The sequence below is a fragment of the Streptomyces sp. NBC_00667 genome (assembly GCF_036226825.1).
In the GTDB taxonomy this organism is placed as follows: Bacteria; Actinomycetota; Actinomycetes; order Streptomycetales; family Streptomycetaceae; genus Streptomyces.
Window position 1 is genome coordinate 285,923 of sequence record NZ_CP109023.1, and the last position, 17,495, is coordinate 303,417.

The window sequence follows — 17,495 nt, forward strand, 5'->3', positions numbered from 1 at the left end:
ATGGCGAACGAAGACAAGCTCCGCGAGTACCTCAAGCGGACGACGACCGAACTGCACCGCACCAGCGAACGCCTCAAGGAACTACAGGCGCGCGCCCACGAGCCCCTCGCGATCGTCGGCATGGCCTGCCGGTTCCCCGGCGGCGTCGACACCCCGGAAGCCCTCTGGGAACTCGTGTCCTCCGGCACCGACGCCGTGGGCCCCTTCCCCGGTGACCGCGGCTGGGACGTGGACGGCCTCTACGACCCCGACCCCGACGCGGCCGGCCGCACCTACTGCCGAGAAGGCGGCTTCCTGAACGCCGCCGGAGCCTTCGACCCCGCCTTCTTCGGCATCTCGCCCCGCGAGGCGGTCGCGATGGACCCCCAGCAGCGGCTGCTGCTGGAAACCTCCTGGGAAGCCCTGGAACGCGCCGGCATCGACCCCCGCTCCCTGCACGGCAGCCGAACCGGCGTCTTCGTCGGCGCCTGGGACGGCGGCTACACCGCCCACGTCCACGAGCCGTCCGCGCAGCTCGAAGGAGACCTGCTCACCGGCAGCGTCGTCAGCTTCACCTCCGGCCGCATCGCCTACACCCTCGGCCTGGAAGGCCCGGCGGTCACCGTCGACACGGCCTGCTCCTCCTCCCTCGTCGCCCTCCACCAGGCCGCCCAGTCGCTGCGCCGCGGCGAATGCGACCTCGCCCTGGCCGGCGGAGTCACCGTCATGTCCACCCCCGCCGTCTTCGTGCAGTTCTCCCGCCAGCGCGGCGTGTCCGCCGACGGACGGTGCAAGGCCTTCGCCGACGCCGCCGACGGCTTCGGCCCCGGCGAAGGCGCCGGGATCGTCCTCGTGGAACGCCTCTCCGACGCCGTGCGCAAGGGGCACCAGGTGCTCGCCGTCCTGCGCGGCTCGGCGGTGAACCAGGACGGCGCCAGCAACGGCCTCACCGCCCCCAGCAGCGCGGCACAGCAGCGCGTCATCCGTCAGGCACTCGCCGACGCACAGGTCACCGCCGCCGACATCGACGCCGTCGAGGCACACGGCACCGGCACCAAACTGGGTGATCCGATCGAGGTCCACGCCCTCATGGACACCTACGGCAGCGCACACGGCCCCGAACGGCCGCTGTGGCTCGGGTCGCTCAAGTCGAACATCGGCCACACCCAGGCCGCCGCCGGGGTCGCCGGCGTCATCAAGATGGTGATGGCGCTGCGACACGGGACCCTGCCCCGGACCCTGCACATCGACGCACCGTCCTCACAGATCCTCTGGGACTCCGGATCCGTCTCCCTCCTGACGGAGGAGCGGGCATGGCCGGAGGTGGGGCGTCCGCGTCGGGCGGGTGTGTCGTCGTTCGGGGTGAGCGGGACGAACGCGCACGTGATCCTGGAGCAGGCCCCGGCCGCCGAACCGGTCGCGGAAACGGCGGTGCGCGAACTGCCGGTCGTACCGCGCGTCGTGACCGCCCGCTCCAAGGCGGCACTGCGCGCCCGGCAGGACGGGCTGACGGCCCTACCGGACCGCGACCCCGCGCTGCGACCGCTCGACATCGGCTACACCCTGGCCTCCGCGCGTGCCGTGTTCGAGCACCGCGAGGTCACCGTCGGACCGACGGTCGTGGAGGGCGTCGCAGGTTCTACGGGGCGTCGGGTGTTGGTGTTCCCCGGGCAGGGGACGCAGTGGGTGGGGATGGGTGCGGGGCTGCTGGAGTCCTCGCCGGTGTTCGCGGCGCGGTTGCGGGAGTGTGCGGAGGCGTTGGCGCCGTTCGTGGACTTCGATGTGGTCGAGGTGGTGCGGGAGGGCCGTTCGCTGGACCGGGTGGATGTGGTCCAGCCGGTGACGTGGGCGGTGATGGTGTCCCTGGCCGCGCTGTGGCGGTCGCTGGGTGTCGTCCCGGATGCGGTGGTGGGGCATTCGCAGGGCGAGATCGCCGCTGCCGCCGTCTCCGGCGCGTTGTCGTTGGAGGATGCGGCCCGGGTGGTGGCCCTCCGTGCGGCGGTGATCGGGCGGGAGCTGGCCGGGCTGGGCGGGATGGCGTCGATTCCTCTGCCTCTGGTTGAGGTGGAGGCCCGGCTTGCGGGATGGGCGGGGCGGCTGGGTATCGCGGCCGTCAACGGTCCCTCCAGCACGGTCGTGGCGGGTGATGCGGATGCCATCGTGGAGTTCGTGGCCGCTGCGCAGGCGGAGGACATCCGGGCCCGTCAGGTACCGGTCGACTACGCCTCGCACTCCGCGCACGTGGAGCGGATCGAAGCCGAGTTGCTGGAGGTTCTGGGGCCGGTCCGGCCGCAGCGGCCCGAGGTGCCGTTCTACTCGACGGTGACGGGCGGACTGCTGTCCGAGCCGGTGCTGGATGCCGGGTACTGGTACCGGAATCTGCGCAACCCCGTGCGTTTTGAGGAAACGATCCGTTCGTTGGTGGCGAAGGGTTTCGGGACGTTCATCGAGTCGAGTGCCCACCCGGTGCTGACGATGGGGATCCAGGAGACCGCCGATGTCGTGGCGGGTGGTTCGCTGCGCCGTGACGAGGGCGGCCTGGAGCGGTTCCTCGTTTCTGTCGCCGAGCTGTTCGTGCGTGGTGTGGAGGTCGACTGGGCGGCTGTGTTCGAGGGGACGGGTGCCCGTCGGGTGGATCTGCCGACGTATCCGTTCCAGCGTGCGCATTACTGGCTGGAGCCTTCCGCCCCGGCCCACGCGCCTGCTTCTTCTGCCGCCGATGGGGTCGATGCGTGGCGTTACCGTGCCACGTGGAAGGGCCTGGCCGGTGGTTCGGCGTCCCGGCTCGACGGCCGGTGGCTGCTCGTCGTCCCGCACGGTCTGGACGCCGAGCTGGTCGAGGCGGCGGAGGCGGCGCTGGCCCGTCACGGTGCCCGCGCCGAGCGGCTGGCCGTCGACCCGGCCACCGCCACCCGTACCGCACTGGCCGCGCAACTCACCGCCCTCACCACCCACGGCGACGACGCCCCCACCGGCATCCTCTCCCTCCTCGGCGCCGACGAGCGCGCGCACCCCGCCCACGCCGACCTGCCCCTCGCCGCCGTCGGCACCACCCTGCTCGCCCAGGCGGCGGCCGATGCGGGAACCGCCGTCCGTTTGTGGGCCGTCACCCGGGGCGCGGTCGCCGTGGCGCCCGGCGAACTGCCCCGGTCCGCCGGCGCCCAGGTGTGGGGCCTGGGACGGGGCATCGCGCTGGAGCAGCCCCGTCTGTGGGGCGGCCTCGTGGACCTGCCGGAGGACCCCGGCCCCCGGGACTGGGACCGGCTCGTCGCGGCCCTCGCCCGTACCGACGCCGAGGACCAGATGGCCGTACGCCCCTCCGGGACGTACGGGCGCAGGCTCGTCTCCGCGGGTACCGCCCCCGCCCGCCGGGCGTACGCGCCGCGCGGCACCGTCCTGGTCACCGGCGGTACCGGCGCGCTCGGCGCCCACGTCGCGCGCTGGCTCGCCGGAGCCGGCGCCGCCCACCTGGTCCTCACCGGGCGGCGCGGTCCCGACGCGCCGGGAGCCGGCGAACTGGCCGCCGAACTGCGCGCCCTGGGCGCCGAGGTCACCCTCGCGGCCTGCGACGTCTCCGACCGCACCGCGCTCGATGCGCTCCTGGAGGCCCACCCGCCGACCGCCGTCTTCCACACCGCCGGCGTCCCGCACTCCGCGGCCTTCCTGGACACCGGGGCCGAGTCGTTCGCCGAGGTGTACGCGGGCAAGGTCGCGGGCGCCCGCCACCTGGACGAGCTGACCCGCGCGCGAGGGCTCGTACTCGACGCGTTCGTGCTGTACTCCTCCGGCGCCGGCGTCTGGGGCAGCGGCGGCCAGAGCGCCTACGGCGCCGCCAACGCCGCCCTCGACGCGCTCGCCGAGCGGCGCCGCGCCCAGGGCCTCGCCGCGACCTCCGTGGCCTGGGGCCTGTGGGGCGGGGGCGGCATGGGCGAAGGCGCCGGCGAGGAGTTCCTCAGCAGCCGGGGCCTGCGCGCCATGGACCCGGTCCTCGCCGTCCGGGCACTCGGCCGGGCACTCGACCGCGAGGACGTGTGCGTGGCCCTCGCCGACATGGACTGGCCGCTCTTCGCCAAGGGCTTCACCGCCTTCCGGCCCAGCCCCCTCATCGCCGAACTGCCGGGCGTGCGCGAGGCGACGGGCGCCGACGAGCCGGACGGTCCCGCGGACGACGGCCTGACCGCCCGCCTCGCGGCCGCCGGACCGGCCGAGGGGTACGAGATCGTGCTCGACGCGGTGCGCCGCGCCGTCGCGACCGTGCTCGGCCACGCCGGGCCCGAGGACGTCGACCCGGAAGGGGCCTTCAAGGACATCGGGTTCAGTTCCCTCACCGCGGGCGAGTTCGCCGGACGGCTCAGCGCCGCCACCGGGCGCAAGCTGCCCCCGACCCTCGTTTTCGACTACCCGACGGCCGCCGCCGTCACCGCCCACCTGGTCGCACTCCTCACCCCCGAAGGCCCCGCGCCGCAGGTGGCGGGCGACCCCGAGGAGATCCGGATCCGCACAGCGCTGGCGGCCCTGCCGCTGTCCGCGCTCCGCGAGTCCGGCCTGCTCCCGGCCCTGCTCGCGCTCGCCCCGGGGGGCGAACCGGCGTACGGCGCGCCAGCGTCCGCGCTCCAGCAGCGCTCCGGTGGCGGCGCGTTCGATGACCTGAGGGCCGGCATCAAGGCCGGCACCGAGGCCGACGGCACGGCCGGTTCCGACGCCGCCACCGCAGCCGACGAGGTCGCGCACATCGACGACCTCGACGGCGACGCGCTCATCGAGCTGGCCCTGCGCGACGCGGCCGCCTGACGCACGAGCCCCCCGTCCCCCCCGTCCCCCCCCCGTCCCCCCCGTCCGCCGCCCCGCCGCCCCCGTCCAGAGAGGGACCCCACCGATGGCCATGTCCTCCGAGAAGCTCATGGAGGCGCTGCGCACCTCGTTGAAGGAGACCGAACGCCTGCGCAGGCGCAACCGGGAGCTGGCCGCGGCCGCGCACGAGCCCATCGCCGTCGTCGGGATGGCCTGCCGCTACCCCGGCGGGGTGGACTCGCCGGAAGGGCTCTGGGACCTGGTCGCCGCCGGGCGGGACGCCGTCGCGCCGTTCCCGCAGGACCGCGGCTGGGACCTGGAGGGGCTCTACGACCCGGACCCCGAATCGCCCGGCACCACTTACTGCGACCAGGGCGGGTTCCTCTCCGGCGCCACCGACTTCGACGCCGCGTTCTTCGGGATCCCGCCCCGCGAGGCCGTCGTCATGGACCCCCAGCAGCGGCTGCTGCTGGAGACCTCGTGGGAGGCGCTGGAGCGCACCGGCCTGGATCCGCGGACCCTGGCCGGTACCGGCACGGGCGTGTACGTGGGCGCCGCCCACGCCACCTATGCGAGCGACCCGGACCGGGTCCCGGAGGGGTCGCACGGCTACCTCCTGACGGGCAGTGCGGACGCCGTGCTGTCCGGCCGGATCTCGTACGCACTGGGCCTCGAAGGCCCCTCCATGACGGTGGAGACCGCCTGTTCGTCCTCGCTGGTCGCCCTGCACCTCGCGGTGGCTGCGCTGCGGCGCGGTGAATGCGGCCTGGCACTGGCCGGGGGCGTCGCGGTCATGCCGGACGCCGCCGCGTTCGTGGAGTTCTCCCGGCAGAAGGGCCTGGCCCCCGACGGCCGGTGCAAGGCCTTCTCGGCCGATGCCGACGGCACGGGATGGGCGGAGGGCGTCGGCGTCCTCGTCCTGGAGCGGCTCTCCGACGCCCGCGCGGCCGGCCGCACCGTCCTCGCCGTCATCCGTGGCACCGCCGTCAACCAGGACGGCGCCAGCAACGGCCTCACCGCCCCCAACGGCCCCTCCCAGCAGCGCGTCATCCGCCAGGCCCTCGCCGACGCGGGCCTCGAACCCCAGGACGTGGACGCCGTGGAGGCCCACGGCACCGGCACCCGCCTCGGCGACCCCATCGAGGCGCAGGCCCTGCTCGCCGTGTACGGACAGGGCCGGCCCGGGGACGCGCCGCTGCGGCTGGGCTCGCTCAAGTCCAACATCGGGCACGCGCAGGCCGCCGCCGGGGTGGGCGGCGTCATCAAGACCGTCCAGGCCATGCGGCACGGGCTGCTGCCCCGGACCCTGCACGCCGAGGAGCCCACCCCGCACGTCGACTGGACGGCGGGGGGCGTCCGGCTGCTGACCGAGCCCGTCCCGTGGCCGGCCGGCGCCCGTACCCGCCGGGCGGGCGTCTCGGCCTTCGGCGTGGGCGGCACCAACGCGCACGTCATCCTGGAGGAGGCACCCCCCGCCCCGGGCCCCGCCCCGGAAGAGGCGCCGCGCGTGGCGCTGCCCCTCGTGCCGTGGTTCGTCTCCGGCCGCACCGGGCCCGCGCTGCGCGCCCAGGCGGCCCGGCTGCGCGAGCACCTCGCCGACGCCCGGCCCTGCCCCCTCGACACCGGCCTGTCCCTCGCCGCCACCCGTACCGCCTTCGACCACCGCGCCGTCGTCCTCGGCGCCTCCCACGCCGACCTCGCCCGCGGCCTGGACGCCCTCGCCGACGGCACCCCCTCCCCGGCCGTCGTCCACGGGGTGCGCCGGCGCGAGGCGAAGACCGCCTTCCTCTTCACCGGGCAGGGCAGCCAGCGCCCCGGCATGACCCGCGAACTGCACGGCGCGCAACCGGTGTTCGCCAAGGCGTGGGATGCCGTCGCCGAGCGCCTGGACGCCCACCTCGAACGCCCGCTGGCCGCCGTGCTCGACGCCCCGCCCGGCACTCCCGACGCGGAGCTCCTGCACCGCACCCGGTACGCGCAGGCCGCCCTGTTCGCGGCGGAGGTGGCCCTGTTCCGGCTGCTGGAGCACTGGGGCATGCGGCCCGACGTCCTCCTCGGGCACTCCGTCGGCGAGATCGCCGCCGCACACGTGGCCGGCGTACTCGGGCTCGACGACGCCTGCACCCTCGTCCTCGCCCGCGGCCGGCTGATGGACGCGCTGCCGCCGGGCGGCGCCATGCTCTCCGTCCGCGCCGCCGAGGAAGAGGTACGGGAGCTGCTGGCCGCACACCCCGGCGCGGTGGACGTCGCCGCCGTCAACGGCCCCCGGTCGGTGGTCGTCTCGGGCACCGAACAGGCCGTGGAGGCCGTCCGGGCCCGCCTGGAGGAGCGGGGGACGAAGACCAAGCGGCTCACCGTCAGCCACGCCTTCCACTCGCCGCTCATGGACCCCGTACTGGCCGAGTTCCGCGAGGTCGCGGACCGACTGGACTACCAGGTCGCCCGGATCCCCGTCATCTCCAACGTCACCGGCCGCCGCGCCGCCGGACAGGACCTGCGCACCGGCGACTACTGGGCCCGGCACATCCGTTCGGCCGTCCGCTTCGCCGACGGGGTGCGCACCGCCCGCGGCATGGGCGCCGCCACCTTCGTCGAACTCGGGCCCGACGGCGTGCTGTGCGCCATGGCCGAGGACGTCCTCGCCGCGCCGGACGCCCCCGGCGCGGCCCCCGCCGACGAGGCGCCCCTGCTGGTGCCCGTACTGCGGCGCGGCCGCCCCGAGGGCGAGACGCTGCTGCGCGCCGTGGCCGCCACCTCCGCCCGGGGCGCCGCCCTCGACCGCGCCCGCCTCTTCGAGGGAACCGGCGCCCGCCCGGCCCCGCTGCCGGTGTACGCCTGGCAGCACCGCCGGTACTGGATCGCCCCCGCCGAACGCGGCGGCGCCCGTTCCGGCGCCCGCCGCTACGAGGTCACCTGGCGGCCCCTGTCCACCCCGCCGGGCCCGGCCGTCCGTCTCGACGGGACCTGGCTGGTCGTGGAGCCCGCCGGAGCCGCCGGAGCCGCCGCTCCGCTCGCCGAGGCCGCCGAGCGGGCCCTGACCGCGCGCGGCGCGACCGTCCACCGGCTGTCCCTGGACGCCGCGGCGGCCGACCGGGCCACCGCCGCCGCCCTGTTCGACGCGTCCGGCGACGCCCCGGCGGGCGTCCTGTCCCTGCTGGGCACCGCCGAGGACACCGGGTCCGAGCTGGTCCCGGCCGCGGTCCGGGCCACGCTGCACCTCGCCCGGGCCATGGCGCAGAAGGCCCCCTCCGCGCGCCTGTGGTGCGCGACGCGGGGCGCGGTGGCCGTGACCGACGGCGAACGGCCCGGGGCCGCGGGCGCCCAGCTGTGGGGCCTCGGCCGGGTGGCGGCCCTCGAACTCCCCGCCCTGTGGGGCGGCCTGGTCGACCTGCCCGGGACGGACCCGGCCGACGACGATGCCTGGCGGCTGCTGGCCGGCGCGCTCGGTGGCCCCGAGGACCAGGTGGCCGTCCGCGCCGGACGCGCCTACGGCCGTCGGCTCACCGCCGCGCCCGCACCCCGCGCCGGGCGGCCCCCGTACCGTCCGCACGGCACCGTCCTGGTGACCGGCGGCACCGGCGCCCTCGGCGGGCACCTGGCCCGCCGGCTCGCCGCCGAGGGCGCAGCGCACCTGCTCCTGGTCGGCCGGCGCGGCCGCCAGGCCCCGGGCGCCGCGGAACTCGAGGCCGAACTCCTCGCGCGGGGCGCCAAGGTGACCTTCGCGGCCGCCGACCTCGCGGACCGCGACGCACTCGCCGCCCTGCTGGCCCAGGTCCCCGCCGACGCCCCGCTGACGGCAGTCTTCCACGCCGCGGGCGTCCCGCAGGTCAGCCCCCTCACGGAAGCCGGCGCCGAGGTCTTCGCGGACGTCTACGCGGGCAAGGTGGCCGGCGCCCGCCACCTCGACGAACTGACCCGGCCCCTCGCCCTGGACGCGTTCGTCCTGTACTCCTCGGGCGCGGGCGTCTGGGGCAGCGCCGGACAGTGCGCGTACGCCGCGGCCAACGCCGACCTCGACGCGCTCGCCCTGCGCCGGCGCGCCGACGGCCTGCCCGCGACCTCCGTCGCCTGGGGCCTGTGGGGCGGCGGCGGGATGGGCGACGGCGAAGGCGGCGCGTACCTGCGGCGCAGGGGCGTACGGCCGATGGACCCGCAGGACGCGCTGACCGAGCTGCTGCGCGCCGTCGCTGCGGGCGAGGCCAACGTGACCGTCACCGACACCGACTGGGGGCCCTTCGCGGACGGCTTCACCGCCTACCGCCCCAGCCCCCTGATCGCGGACCTCACGCCGACCACCCCCGACGAGGACCGGACCCCTGCCACCGCGCCGGCCGCCACCGCCGCCCCGGCCCCCGCCCGCGACCTGGCCGCCCTGCCCCCGGCGGAGCGCCCCGGCGCGGTCCTCGCCCTCGTGCGCGCCGAGGCCGCCGCCGTACTCGGCCACGACACCGCCGACGAGGTCGAGACCGACACGCCGTTCCTGCTGCTCGGCTTCGACTCCCTGGCCGTCACCCACTTCCGGCGCGCCCTGAACTCCGCCACCGGACTCGACCTGGAAGCCGAGGCGCTGTTCACGCACGACACCCCGGCCAAGCTCGCCGCCCACCTGGGCGGACTCCTCGGCTCGGAACGCGGCGAACGGGACGCAGCCGCAGCCGGCACCCTCGTCCCGCTCTACCGCGACGCCGTCGCCACCGGCAGGGTGGCCGAGGCCGTCGACGCGCTCGCCGCCGTCGCCGCCCTGCGCCCCGTCTTCACCCGCGAACGCCCCCACCCCCTCCCGCCCGTCCCGCTCGCACCCGCACCCGACGCCGAAGCCCCGGGCCGGCCGCTGCTCATCGCGGTCAGCGGCACCGCCGCCGTCTCCGGCCCCATGGAGTTCGCCGCCTTCGCCACCGCCCTGGCCGGACGGCGCCCCGTCCTCGCCCTCCCCCAGCCCGGGTACCGGCCCGGGGAGCCGCTGCCCGACTCCCTCGAAGCCTTGTGCGCGGCGCACGCCGCCACCGTCACCCGGCTCGCCGCGGGCCGCCCGTACGCGCTGATCGGCCACTCGGCCGGCGCCAATGCCGCCCACGCGCTCGCCCGCCACCTGGAGCGCACCGGCCCCGGGCCCGCCGCCCTCGTCCTCGCCGACGTCTACACCCCGAGCCAGCCGGGAGCCATGGGCGTCTGGCGGGACGTCATGCTCCGCTGGGCGATGGACCGTACGCCCGTACCGCTCGACGACACCCGGCTGACCGCCATGGGCGCCTACCACCGGCTCCTGCTCGGCTGGACGCCGCAGCCCACCCGCGCCCCGGTCCTGCACCTGCGCGCCACCGACCCCATGGCCGACTGGAGCGACCCGCACCAGGACTGGCGGTCCGCCTGGGACTTCGCCCACACCACCCTGGACGTCCCCGGCAACCACTTCACGATGATGACCGAGCACGCCCCGGCCACCGCCCGCGCCGTCGACGCCTGGCTGGACGCGCTGCCCGGCGGCGACCGATGACGAGGAGCCCCATGACCTCAAGAACTCCGGCCCCGCCCGCCCCGCAGGTGGCCGCCGCATCCGCCCGGGACACCGCCCGCCGGGCCCGCGGCGCCCAACTCACCCGGGCCGCACAGTGGTTCGCCGGGATCGCGGGAGACCCGTACGGGCTGGTCCTGCGCGCCGGGACCGACGGTCCGGAGGCCTTCGAAGAGCGGGTCCGGGCCCTCGGCCCGCTGTACCACAGCGAGCTGCTCGACACCTGGGTGACGGCCGACCACGCCGTCGCCCGGCAGGTCCTGGAGGGTCCCGCCTTCGACGGGGCCCCGGCCGACGGCGACGACCCGGCCGGCGACCTGCTCCCGTACCGCAGCACCGCCTTGGCCCTCGACCGGGCGGCCGCCGCCCGGCTGGCCGCGCTCACCGCCTTCGGCGGCCCGCTGCTGCACGTCCCGGACGAGGCGTGCGCCGAGGAGCAGGCCGCGGCGCACGCCCGTACGCTCCTGGCCGGGCTCGGCCCGCGCTTCGACCTCGCCGAGGACTTCGCCCGCCCCCTCATGGGCCCCGTGCTCGCCGGACAGCTCGGCCTGCCCGACCACGCGCACGCGGAGTTCGCCCGCCTCCTGCCCGGCTGCCGCCACGCCCTGGACGGCCTGCTCTGCCCCCAGACCCACGCCACCGCGCGGGCCGCCGAAGCCGCCGAGCAGGCGATGGGCGCCCTGCTCGCGCGCGCCTTCGACGGGGCCGGCACCGATGCGGTGCGGGCCCGTCTGGTGGTGGCCGTCAGCGCCGCCGAGGCCACCGCGGTCCTCATCGTCAACGCCGTCCGCGCACTGCTCGGGGAGCCGGGCGCCTGGCAGCGGCTCGCGGCCGGTCCCGCAGCGGCCCGGGCGGCCGTCGCACGCACGCTGCGCGACGCGCCGCCCGTACGGCTGGAGACCCGCGTGGCCCGCACCGGCGTCACCCTCGCCGGCACCCCGCTCCCGGCCGGGGCGCGGGTGACCGTCCTCGTCGCCGCCGCGGACCGCGACCCGCGGGCACCCGAGGACGCCGGGCCCCTCGGCCTGCCCGGCGACCTGCACTTCGGGCTGTCCGCCCACCTCGTCGCGGCGAACGCCCGCGCCGCGCTGCGCGTCCTCGCCGAGACCCTGCCGGACCTGCGCACCGCCGGAGAGCCGGTGACCCGCCCGCGCTCACCGGTGCTGCGGGCCCCCGCCCGCTTCCCGGTCGCCACGGCCGGCTGAACCGGCCCGACCGCCCGCCCACCGTCACGAGGGCCCCGAGGGGGAGACGACGTCATGCGCGTCCTGATCACGTGCTTCGCGCACAACACCCACTACTACAACCTGGTGCCGCTCGCCTGGGCGCTGCGCGCCGCGGGCCACGAGGTCCGGGTCGCCAGCCAGCCCGCGCTCACCGAGGTGATCAACGGCTCCGGGCTGACCGCCGTACCCGTCGGCGATCTGGACTCCATCGTCGAGCTGATGACCCGGATCGGCGGCGACCCCACCCCCTACCAGCAGGGTCTGGACTTCGCGCAGACCCGCCGCGGCCCGCTCGGCTGGGAACACGCCCTTGGGCGGCAGACCATGATGACGGCCATGTCGTTCGCGCCGCTCAACGGCGACACGACCATCGACGACCTGGTGGCCTTCGCCCGCGCCTGGCGGCCCGACCTGGTGCTGTGGGAGCCGTTCACCTACGCCGGACCCATCGCCGCGCACGTCGTCGGCGCCGCCCACGCCCGGCTCCTGTGGGGCCCCGACGTCATCCTCTCCGCCCGGCGCCAGTTCCTCGAACTGCTCGCCCTCCAGCCCGGGGAACGGCGCGAGGACCCGATGGCCGAATGGCTGACCTGGACCCTGGAGCGGCACGGAGTCACCCCCGACGCCGCCGCGATCGAGGAGGTCATCGGCGGCCACGCGACCATCGACCCGGCCCCCGCGAGCCTGCGCGTGCCGGTACCGGGCGAAGTGCTGCCGATGCGTTTCGTCCCGTACAACGGCCCCTCCGTGGTCCCCGACTGGCTGCACGCGCCGCCCGCCCGGCGCCGCGTGTGCATCACCCTCGGCGTCTCCGCGCGCGAGACGTACGGCCGCGACGCCGTCCCGTTCGAGGAACTGCTGCACGCGCTGGGCGACGTGGACGCCGAGATCGTCGCCACCCTCGACGCGAGCCAGCTGCGGGACCGCGAGGGCCTGCCCGCCAACATCCGGGCCGTCGACTTCGTGCCCATGGACGTGCTCCTGCCGACCTGCGACGCGATCGTCCACCACGGCGGCGCGGGCACCGGCTACACCGCGACCCTGCACGGCGTGCCGCAGATCATCGTCGGCTCGCTGTGGGACGCCCCGCTCAAGGCCGAACTCCACGCCGAGCAGGGCGCCGGCATCGACCTGCCGCCCGAGAAGCTGGACGCGGCCTCGCTGCGGGAGGCGGTCGTACGCGCCCTCACCGACCCCTCGCTCGCCGAGGGAGCCCGCCGCCTGCGCGAGGAGACGCTCGCCGCCCCGTCCCCCGCAGTCCTCGTCCCCGCCCTGGAACGCCTGGCGGCGCGCCACGGCCACACCCCCCACCCCAGCCAAGGAGACCCGAAGTGACCACCACCGACCTGCGCCCGGACCAGGGCTACACGGGCGGCATCGCCCGTCTCTACGACCTCGTCCACCAGGGCAAGGGCAAGGACTACGCCCGCGAGGCCGCCGACCTCGCGGCCCTGGTCACCGCCAAGGTGCCCGGCGCCCGCAGCCTCCTCGACGTGGCCTGCGGCACCGGCCTCCACCTGGAGCACCTGAGCGCCGCCTTCGACACCGTCGAAGGCCTGGAACTCTCGCCCGACATGCGGGAGATCGCACAGCGCCGCAACCCGGCCGCGACCGTCCACGGCGGCGACATGCGCGACTTCGCGCTGGACCGCACGTACTCCGCCGTCACCTGCATGTTCAGCTCCATCGGCCACATGCGCGACGAGGACGAACTCGACGCGGCGCTCGCCCGCTTCGCCGCGCACCTCGACCCCGCCGGCGGGGTCGTCGTGGTCGAACCGTGGTGGTTCCCGCAGACCTTCACCCCCGGATTCGTGGGCGCGTCCATCGTCGAGGCGGAGGGCAAGACCATCTCCCGGGTCTCGCACTCCCGGCTGGAGGGCGACGCCACGCACATCGACGTCCACTACCTCGTCGCCGAGCCGGGCCGGGACATCACGCACCTGTCCGAAAGCCACCTGATCACCCTCTTCGAGCGCACCGCCTACGAGCGGGCCTTCGAGCGGGCCGGTCTGGCCGTGGAGTTCCAGGAGGGCGGCCCGTCCGGCCGGGGCCTCTTCGTCGGCCTGCGCACCTGACAAGGCCCGCGCCCCCGCCACGGCTTGCCCCGTACACGGCCCGCCCTGCCCTGCGCGGCCCGCGCCCGCCCTGCGCGGCCCGCGGCCGGCCGGGGCGGCCCGGCGTCCCGGGTCGCGATCCGGCGGGAACCCGGGCCACGAACGCCCGGGCCCCGGTCGAGGACCGCTCGGGTCCCGCCGGAGGATCCGGGCCGCCGCGAGCGTCCCACGGGAGCCGGTGCCCCGTGGGGCGCGGTCCCGCACCGGCGCCCCGGCAGCCACACCGGCCCGCCCGGAACCCGGGACAGGTCCGGTCCAAGGTGGTGCGGCCACTGCCCGGCCCCCCGGCCCGCCCCGCCCGTGGTGACCGGGCCACCACCCCTTGCCCACCCCGCCGGGACGCCCCCCGGTCCGGTTGACGCTCGTTCAAGACGGAAGTTACGTTCCCGGCATCTGAGGTTCCGTCCTATTTGACCGTTGGGGGCAGCGATGACGGGGGAGTCGGCGACCCTCCTGAGCCACACAGAAGAGGACGTACTGCGCGTCCTGGAACTCCTCGCGAGCGAGGCACCCGCCCGCTCCTACGACGAACTCGTCGCCCGGGCCCGCAGATCCGGCGACACCCCCCGGGCCGAACGGCTGGAGCGCGCCAGGAGCCTGGCCCTGGAAGTCAGCGGGCTCTTCGAACGCCGCAGCCGCCGCGAGGCCGACCTGGCCTCCCTCGTGGACGCCGCCCGCGACCTCACCCGGCCCGGCGGCCTCGACGCGACCCTGCGCCTGATCACCCGCCGCGCCCGGCTCATGATGAACACGGACCTCGCCTGCACCGTCCTGCTGGACGAGGACACCGGCGACGCCGTCGTCAGCACCGCCGACGGCGCGGTCAGCGCCCTCACCGTCGGCTACCGCGTGCGCGGCGCCGCCCTGCCCGCCGGGGCCCCCGGGGAACAGCCCGCCCCCTTCTGGACCGCCGACCACCTCGGCGACGACCCGCCCACCCCGGCCGCCGCGCTCGACGAGGTCCTGCAAGCGGAGTCCCTGCACGCCGTGCTCGGCGTGCCGCTGCGCGCCGACGACCGCCACCTGGGACACCTGTACGTGGCCGCCCGCGGGATCCGGCACTTCACGCCCGAGGAGGTCGCGCTGATGTGCTCGCTCGCGGACCTCGCCGCCGTCGCCATCGGGACTGCCCGGCACCTGGAGGACGTCCACACCGCCAACACCGAACTGGAGGAGTCGGGGGCCCGCGTGCGCGCCTCGCTCAGTGACGCCCTGCGCGCCAACACCGTCCAGGACGAGCTGGTCCGGCTCGTCCTGGACGGCGCCGGCCTGGACGAACTCCTCGCCCGCGCCGCCACCGAGCTCGGCGGCAGCCTCGCCGTACAGGGGCAGGGCGGCGAGCGTCTCGCCGAACGCGGCCGCACGCCCCGCCCCGACCCCGGGGAACTGGCCCGGGTACGCCTCGACGCCGCCGCCACCGGCATCGCCTGCCCCCTGTCCAACGGCACCTGGGTGCTGCCGCTGTCCGTGCGCTCCGAAGACGTCGGCTGCCTCCTGTTCCACCCCGAGGACGCCACCGCCGCGCCCGGCGAACAGATCCTGCTGGCCTACGCCCGCACGGTCTGCCTGCTCCTGGTCATGCAGCGCTCCACCGCCGTCGAAGGGCAGGTGCGCGACGAACTGCTGGCCGACCTGACCACCTGGGACGGCCCCCCGGACCGCGTCGTGGAACGGGCCGGCCGGTTCGCCGCCGAACTGCACCGCCCGTACGTGGTCGTCGTCGCCCACGCCCGTACCGGGGCCGCCGAACTCGTCGAGAGCTGGGCCACCGCCTACGCACGCCGCCACCGCGGGATGAAGACCGTCCAGGGCGACCGGCTCGTCCTGCTGCTGCCCGGCGAGGACGCCGTCGCCCGCGCCCGCGAGGTCCGCGCCGAACTGGCCGGCGCGACCGGCGCCCAGGTCACCGCCGGTTCCTGCGGGCCCACCCGGGGCGCCGACGGCGTCCATCCCGCCTACCGGGAAGCCGTGCGCTGCCTGGAGGCCCTCACCGCCCTCGGCGGAGCCGGCCGCTCCGCCGCCGCCGCCGAACTCGGCTTCCTCGGCATGCTGCTCGCCGAGGAAAACGATGTCACGGGCTTCGTCGAGCGGACCCTGGGGCCGCTGCTCGACCACGACGCGGAACGGTTCGGGAACCTCGTGGAGACCCTGCAGGGCTGGTTCATGGCCGCCGGCAGCCCCACCCGCGCCGCCGAGCTGCTCTACGTACACCCCAACACGGTCTCGCGCCGCCTGGAGCGCATCACCCAGCTGCTCGGCCGGGACTGGCAACACCCCGACCGGGCACTGGAACTTCAGCTCGCCCTGCGACTGCGACGGGCCCGAACCTCCCTCGACCCCGAGCCCGCCGGCCCCCCGTCACCATAGGGACCGCGGTCACCGCGGCGGCGCCCCGGTGGGCGCCCGAGGCCAGCATCCGCTCGGCGTGGGCCAGCGACACGAGCGTGGCGTGCCGGTGCCAGCCGTGGTACGAGCGTCCCTCGAAGTCCAGCGCGCCCACGGCCAGCCCGGTGCGGCGGAAGTCGGCGTCGGCGCGCCCGATCAGCCTGCCCAGCCCCAGCAGCGTCCCGCGGCCCGCCCCCGTCATGTTCGTCAGCCACAGCTCCGACACCTCGCGGCTGTCCGGCGACCACACCCCGACGAGCGTGAGCGGCGCCGACGTCCCCGGCCCGCCCGGCAGCCGCACCGGGAGCAGCGCCACCATCGACGTCCGCGGCAGCCCGGGGCCGGCCGGGTCGAACCACTCCACGGGCCGCCGCTGGGAGCGGGCCAGCTCCGCGAGCAGGGTCGCCGACCCGGCCGCGACCCGGCTCCGTCCCGCCGACAGGTTCGGGGCGAGCAGTCCCGTACCGCCGCCGATCCGCAGCAGGAAGGACAGCCCGGCCCCCGAGAAGGCCTCCACCTGCGCGGGCAGCGCCTCCTCCCGGGCGTCGGCCACCACGGGCACCGCCGACGCACCCCACGCGGCCGTCTCCAGGACCATGTCCACGGCCGGCGCCCGCGCCGCACCCTCGTCCACGGAGTCGGGTATCGCCGCCCGCTGACGCCTCTCCGCGTCGTCGAGCCAGTCGCCGCTCAGCGACAGCCGCCAGTTCACCGGCACCGCCGCCGCGCCCGAGGCCAGCCACAGCCCGTACCCGTGCTGGCTGTTGACGACCTGCCCCAGCTGCGGCACGAACCTGCGGCCCACGCCCACCGAATGCCGGCCCGTCTTCGGGATCACCAGCGGCCGCACCACCCATGCCCGGGGCGCCAGCAGCCGGTCCAGGGCGCAGGCCAGGCGGGCGCGCAGCGGCGACCAGTCCCAGGTCGAGCAGCTGATGAAGTGGTGCAGGCTCTGCTCCGCGGCCCGCTCGTCGGTGCTCGCGGCCAGGTTGCGCATCGTCTTGCGGCCGGGCGCGGTCAGCAGCCCGTCCACGTACAGCTCGCCCTTGTGCCGCTGGTCCCGGCGGCGCAGCGAACCCAGTACGGACGCGCGCAGCGCCCGGGCCTCGGCGGCAGGATCACGCGGCAGGGCTTCGGCTTCCTCCGCCGGGCGGATGGCCCTCATGACGCTCCTCGGGGTCGGCGCCCCGAAACGCGCTGGCCGGGGGCGGTTCACTGGATCCCCTCCACCGTCCCCGCACCGGCCGGCACCGGCCAGGTCGGCCGGAAACACACTTCCCGCCCACCGGCCGCCACCGCCCCGGCCGGGCCCGGGGCCGCCGCCGCACCGCCCCGGGGTGGTGGCCGGGCCACCACCTCCCGCCCCCGCCGGGGCGTTCCGGGCCCGTTCCGGGTGCTGCGAGGGCCTGCCCGGCTGCCACCGGAACCCGCGGATCCCCCTTCCCCGCAGGGCAGAGGGCCCCCGCCCGGTCGCGCCGAGAAGAG

The 17,495-nt window shown here is 76.3% G+C and carries 5 protein-coding genes and 2 pseudogenes; 6 read left to right on the forward strand and 1 reads right to left on the reverse strand.

All coding sequences use genetic code 11. The annotated features are described in order from the left end of the window. The 6 genes and pseudogenes from OHA81_RS33810 to OHA81_RS33835 all read left to right on the forward strand — a co-directional run. Nucleotides 1–4,770, forward strand: coding sequence for a type I polyketide synthase (locus tag OHA81_RS33810; protein WP_329203125.1), 4,770 nt, complete (start codon nt 1–3; stop codon nt 4,768–4,770). Between the two features lie 85 nt (nt 4,771–4,855). Next, a pseudogene (locus tag OHA81_RS33815) lies at nt 4,856–10,264 on the forward strand (type I polyketide synthase); the annotation flags it as partial. A gap of 11 nt (nt 10,265–10,275) precedes the next feature. Continuing rightward, the gene (locus OHA81_RS33820) at nt 10,276–11,487 is read left to right on the forward strand and encodes a cytochrome P450 family protein (RefSeq protein ID WP_329203128.1); all 1,212 of its coding nucleotides are present in this window, start codon (nt 10,276–10,278) and stop codon (nt 11,485–11,487) included. A gap of 54 nt (nt 11,488–11,541) precedes the next feature. Continuing rightward, the gene (locus OHA81_RS33825) at nt 11,542–12,843 is read left to right on the forward strand and encodes an activator-dependent family glycosyltransferase (protein ID WP_329203130.1); all 1,302 of its coding nucleotides are present in this window, start codon (nt 11,542–11,544) and stop codon (nt 12,841–12,843) included. Next, a complete protein-coding gene (locus OHA81_RS33830) occupies nt 12,840–13,586 on the forward strand; it encodes a class I SAM-dependent methyltransferase (protein ID WP_329203132.1) in 747 nt (248 codons plus the stop codon). The genes OHA81_RS33825 and OHA81_RS33830 overlap by 4 nt, the downstream gene beginning before the upstream one ends. Before the next feature lie 468 nt (nt 13,587–14,054). Continuing rightward, nucleotides 14,055–15,878, forward strand: a pseudogene (locus tag OHA81_RS33835) (GAF domain-containing protein); the annotation flags it as partial. On the opposite strand, the gene OHA81_RS34755 reads toward OHA81_RS33835, so the two are convergent. After that, nucleotides 15,868–17,175 carry an IS701 family transposase gene (locus OHA81_RS34755; RefSeq protein ID WP_443056819.1) on the reverse strand — a complete coding sequence of 436 codons (1,308 nt, stop codon included), beginning with the start codon at nt 17,173–17,175 and terminating at the stop codon, nt 15,868–15,870. The pseudogene OHA81_RS33835 and the gene OHA81_RS34755 sit on opposite strands and share 11 nt — an antisense overlap. Nucleotides 17,176–17,495 lie beyond the last annotated feature (320 nt).

Bases quoted from the DNA above. Each gene is read 5' to 3' on its own strand.
- OHA81_RS33810 (WP_329203125.1), top strand. From the start codon at position 1: ATGGCGAACGAAGACAAGCTCCGCGAGTACCTCAAGCGGACGACGACC.
- OHA81_RS33820 (WP_329203128.1), top strand. From the start codon at position 10,276: ATGACCTCAAGAACTCCGGCCCCGCCCGCCCCGCAGGTGGCCGCCGCA.
- OHA81_RS33825 (WP_329203130.1), top strand. From the start codon at position 11,542: ATGCGCGTCCTGATCACGTGCTTCGCGCACAACACCCACTACTACAAC.
- OHA81_RS34755 (WP_443056819.1), bottom strand. From the start codon at position 17,175: ATGAGGGCCATCCGCCCGGCGGAGGAAGCCGAAGCCCTGCCGCGTGAT.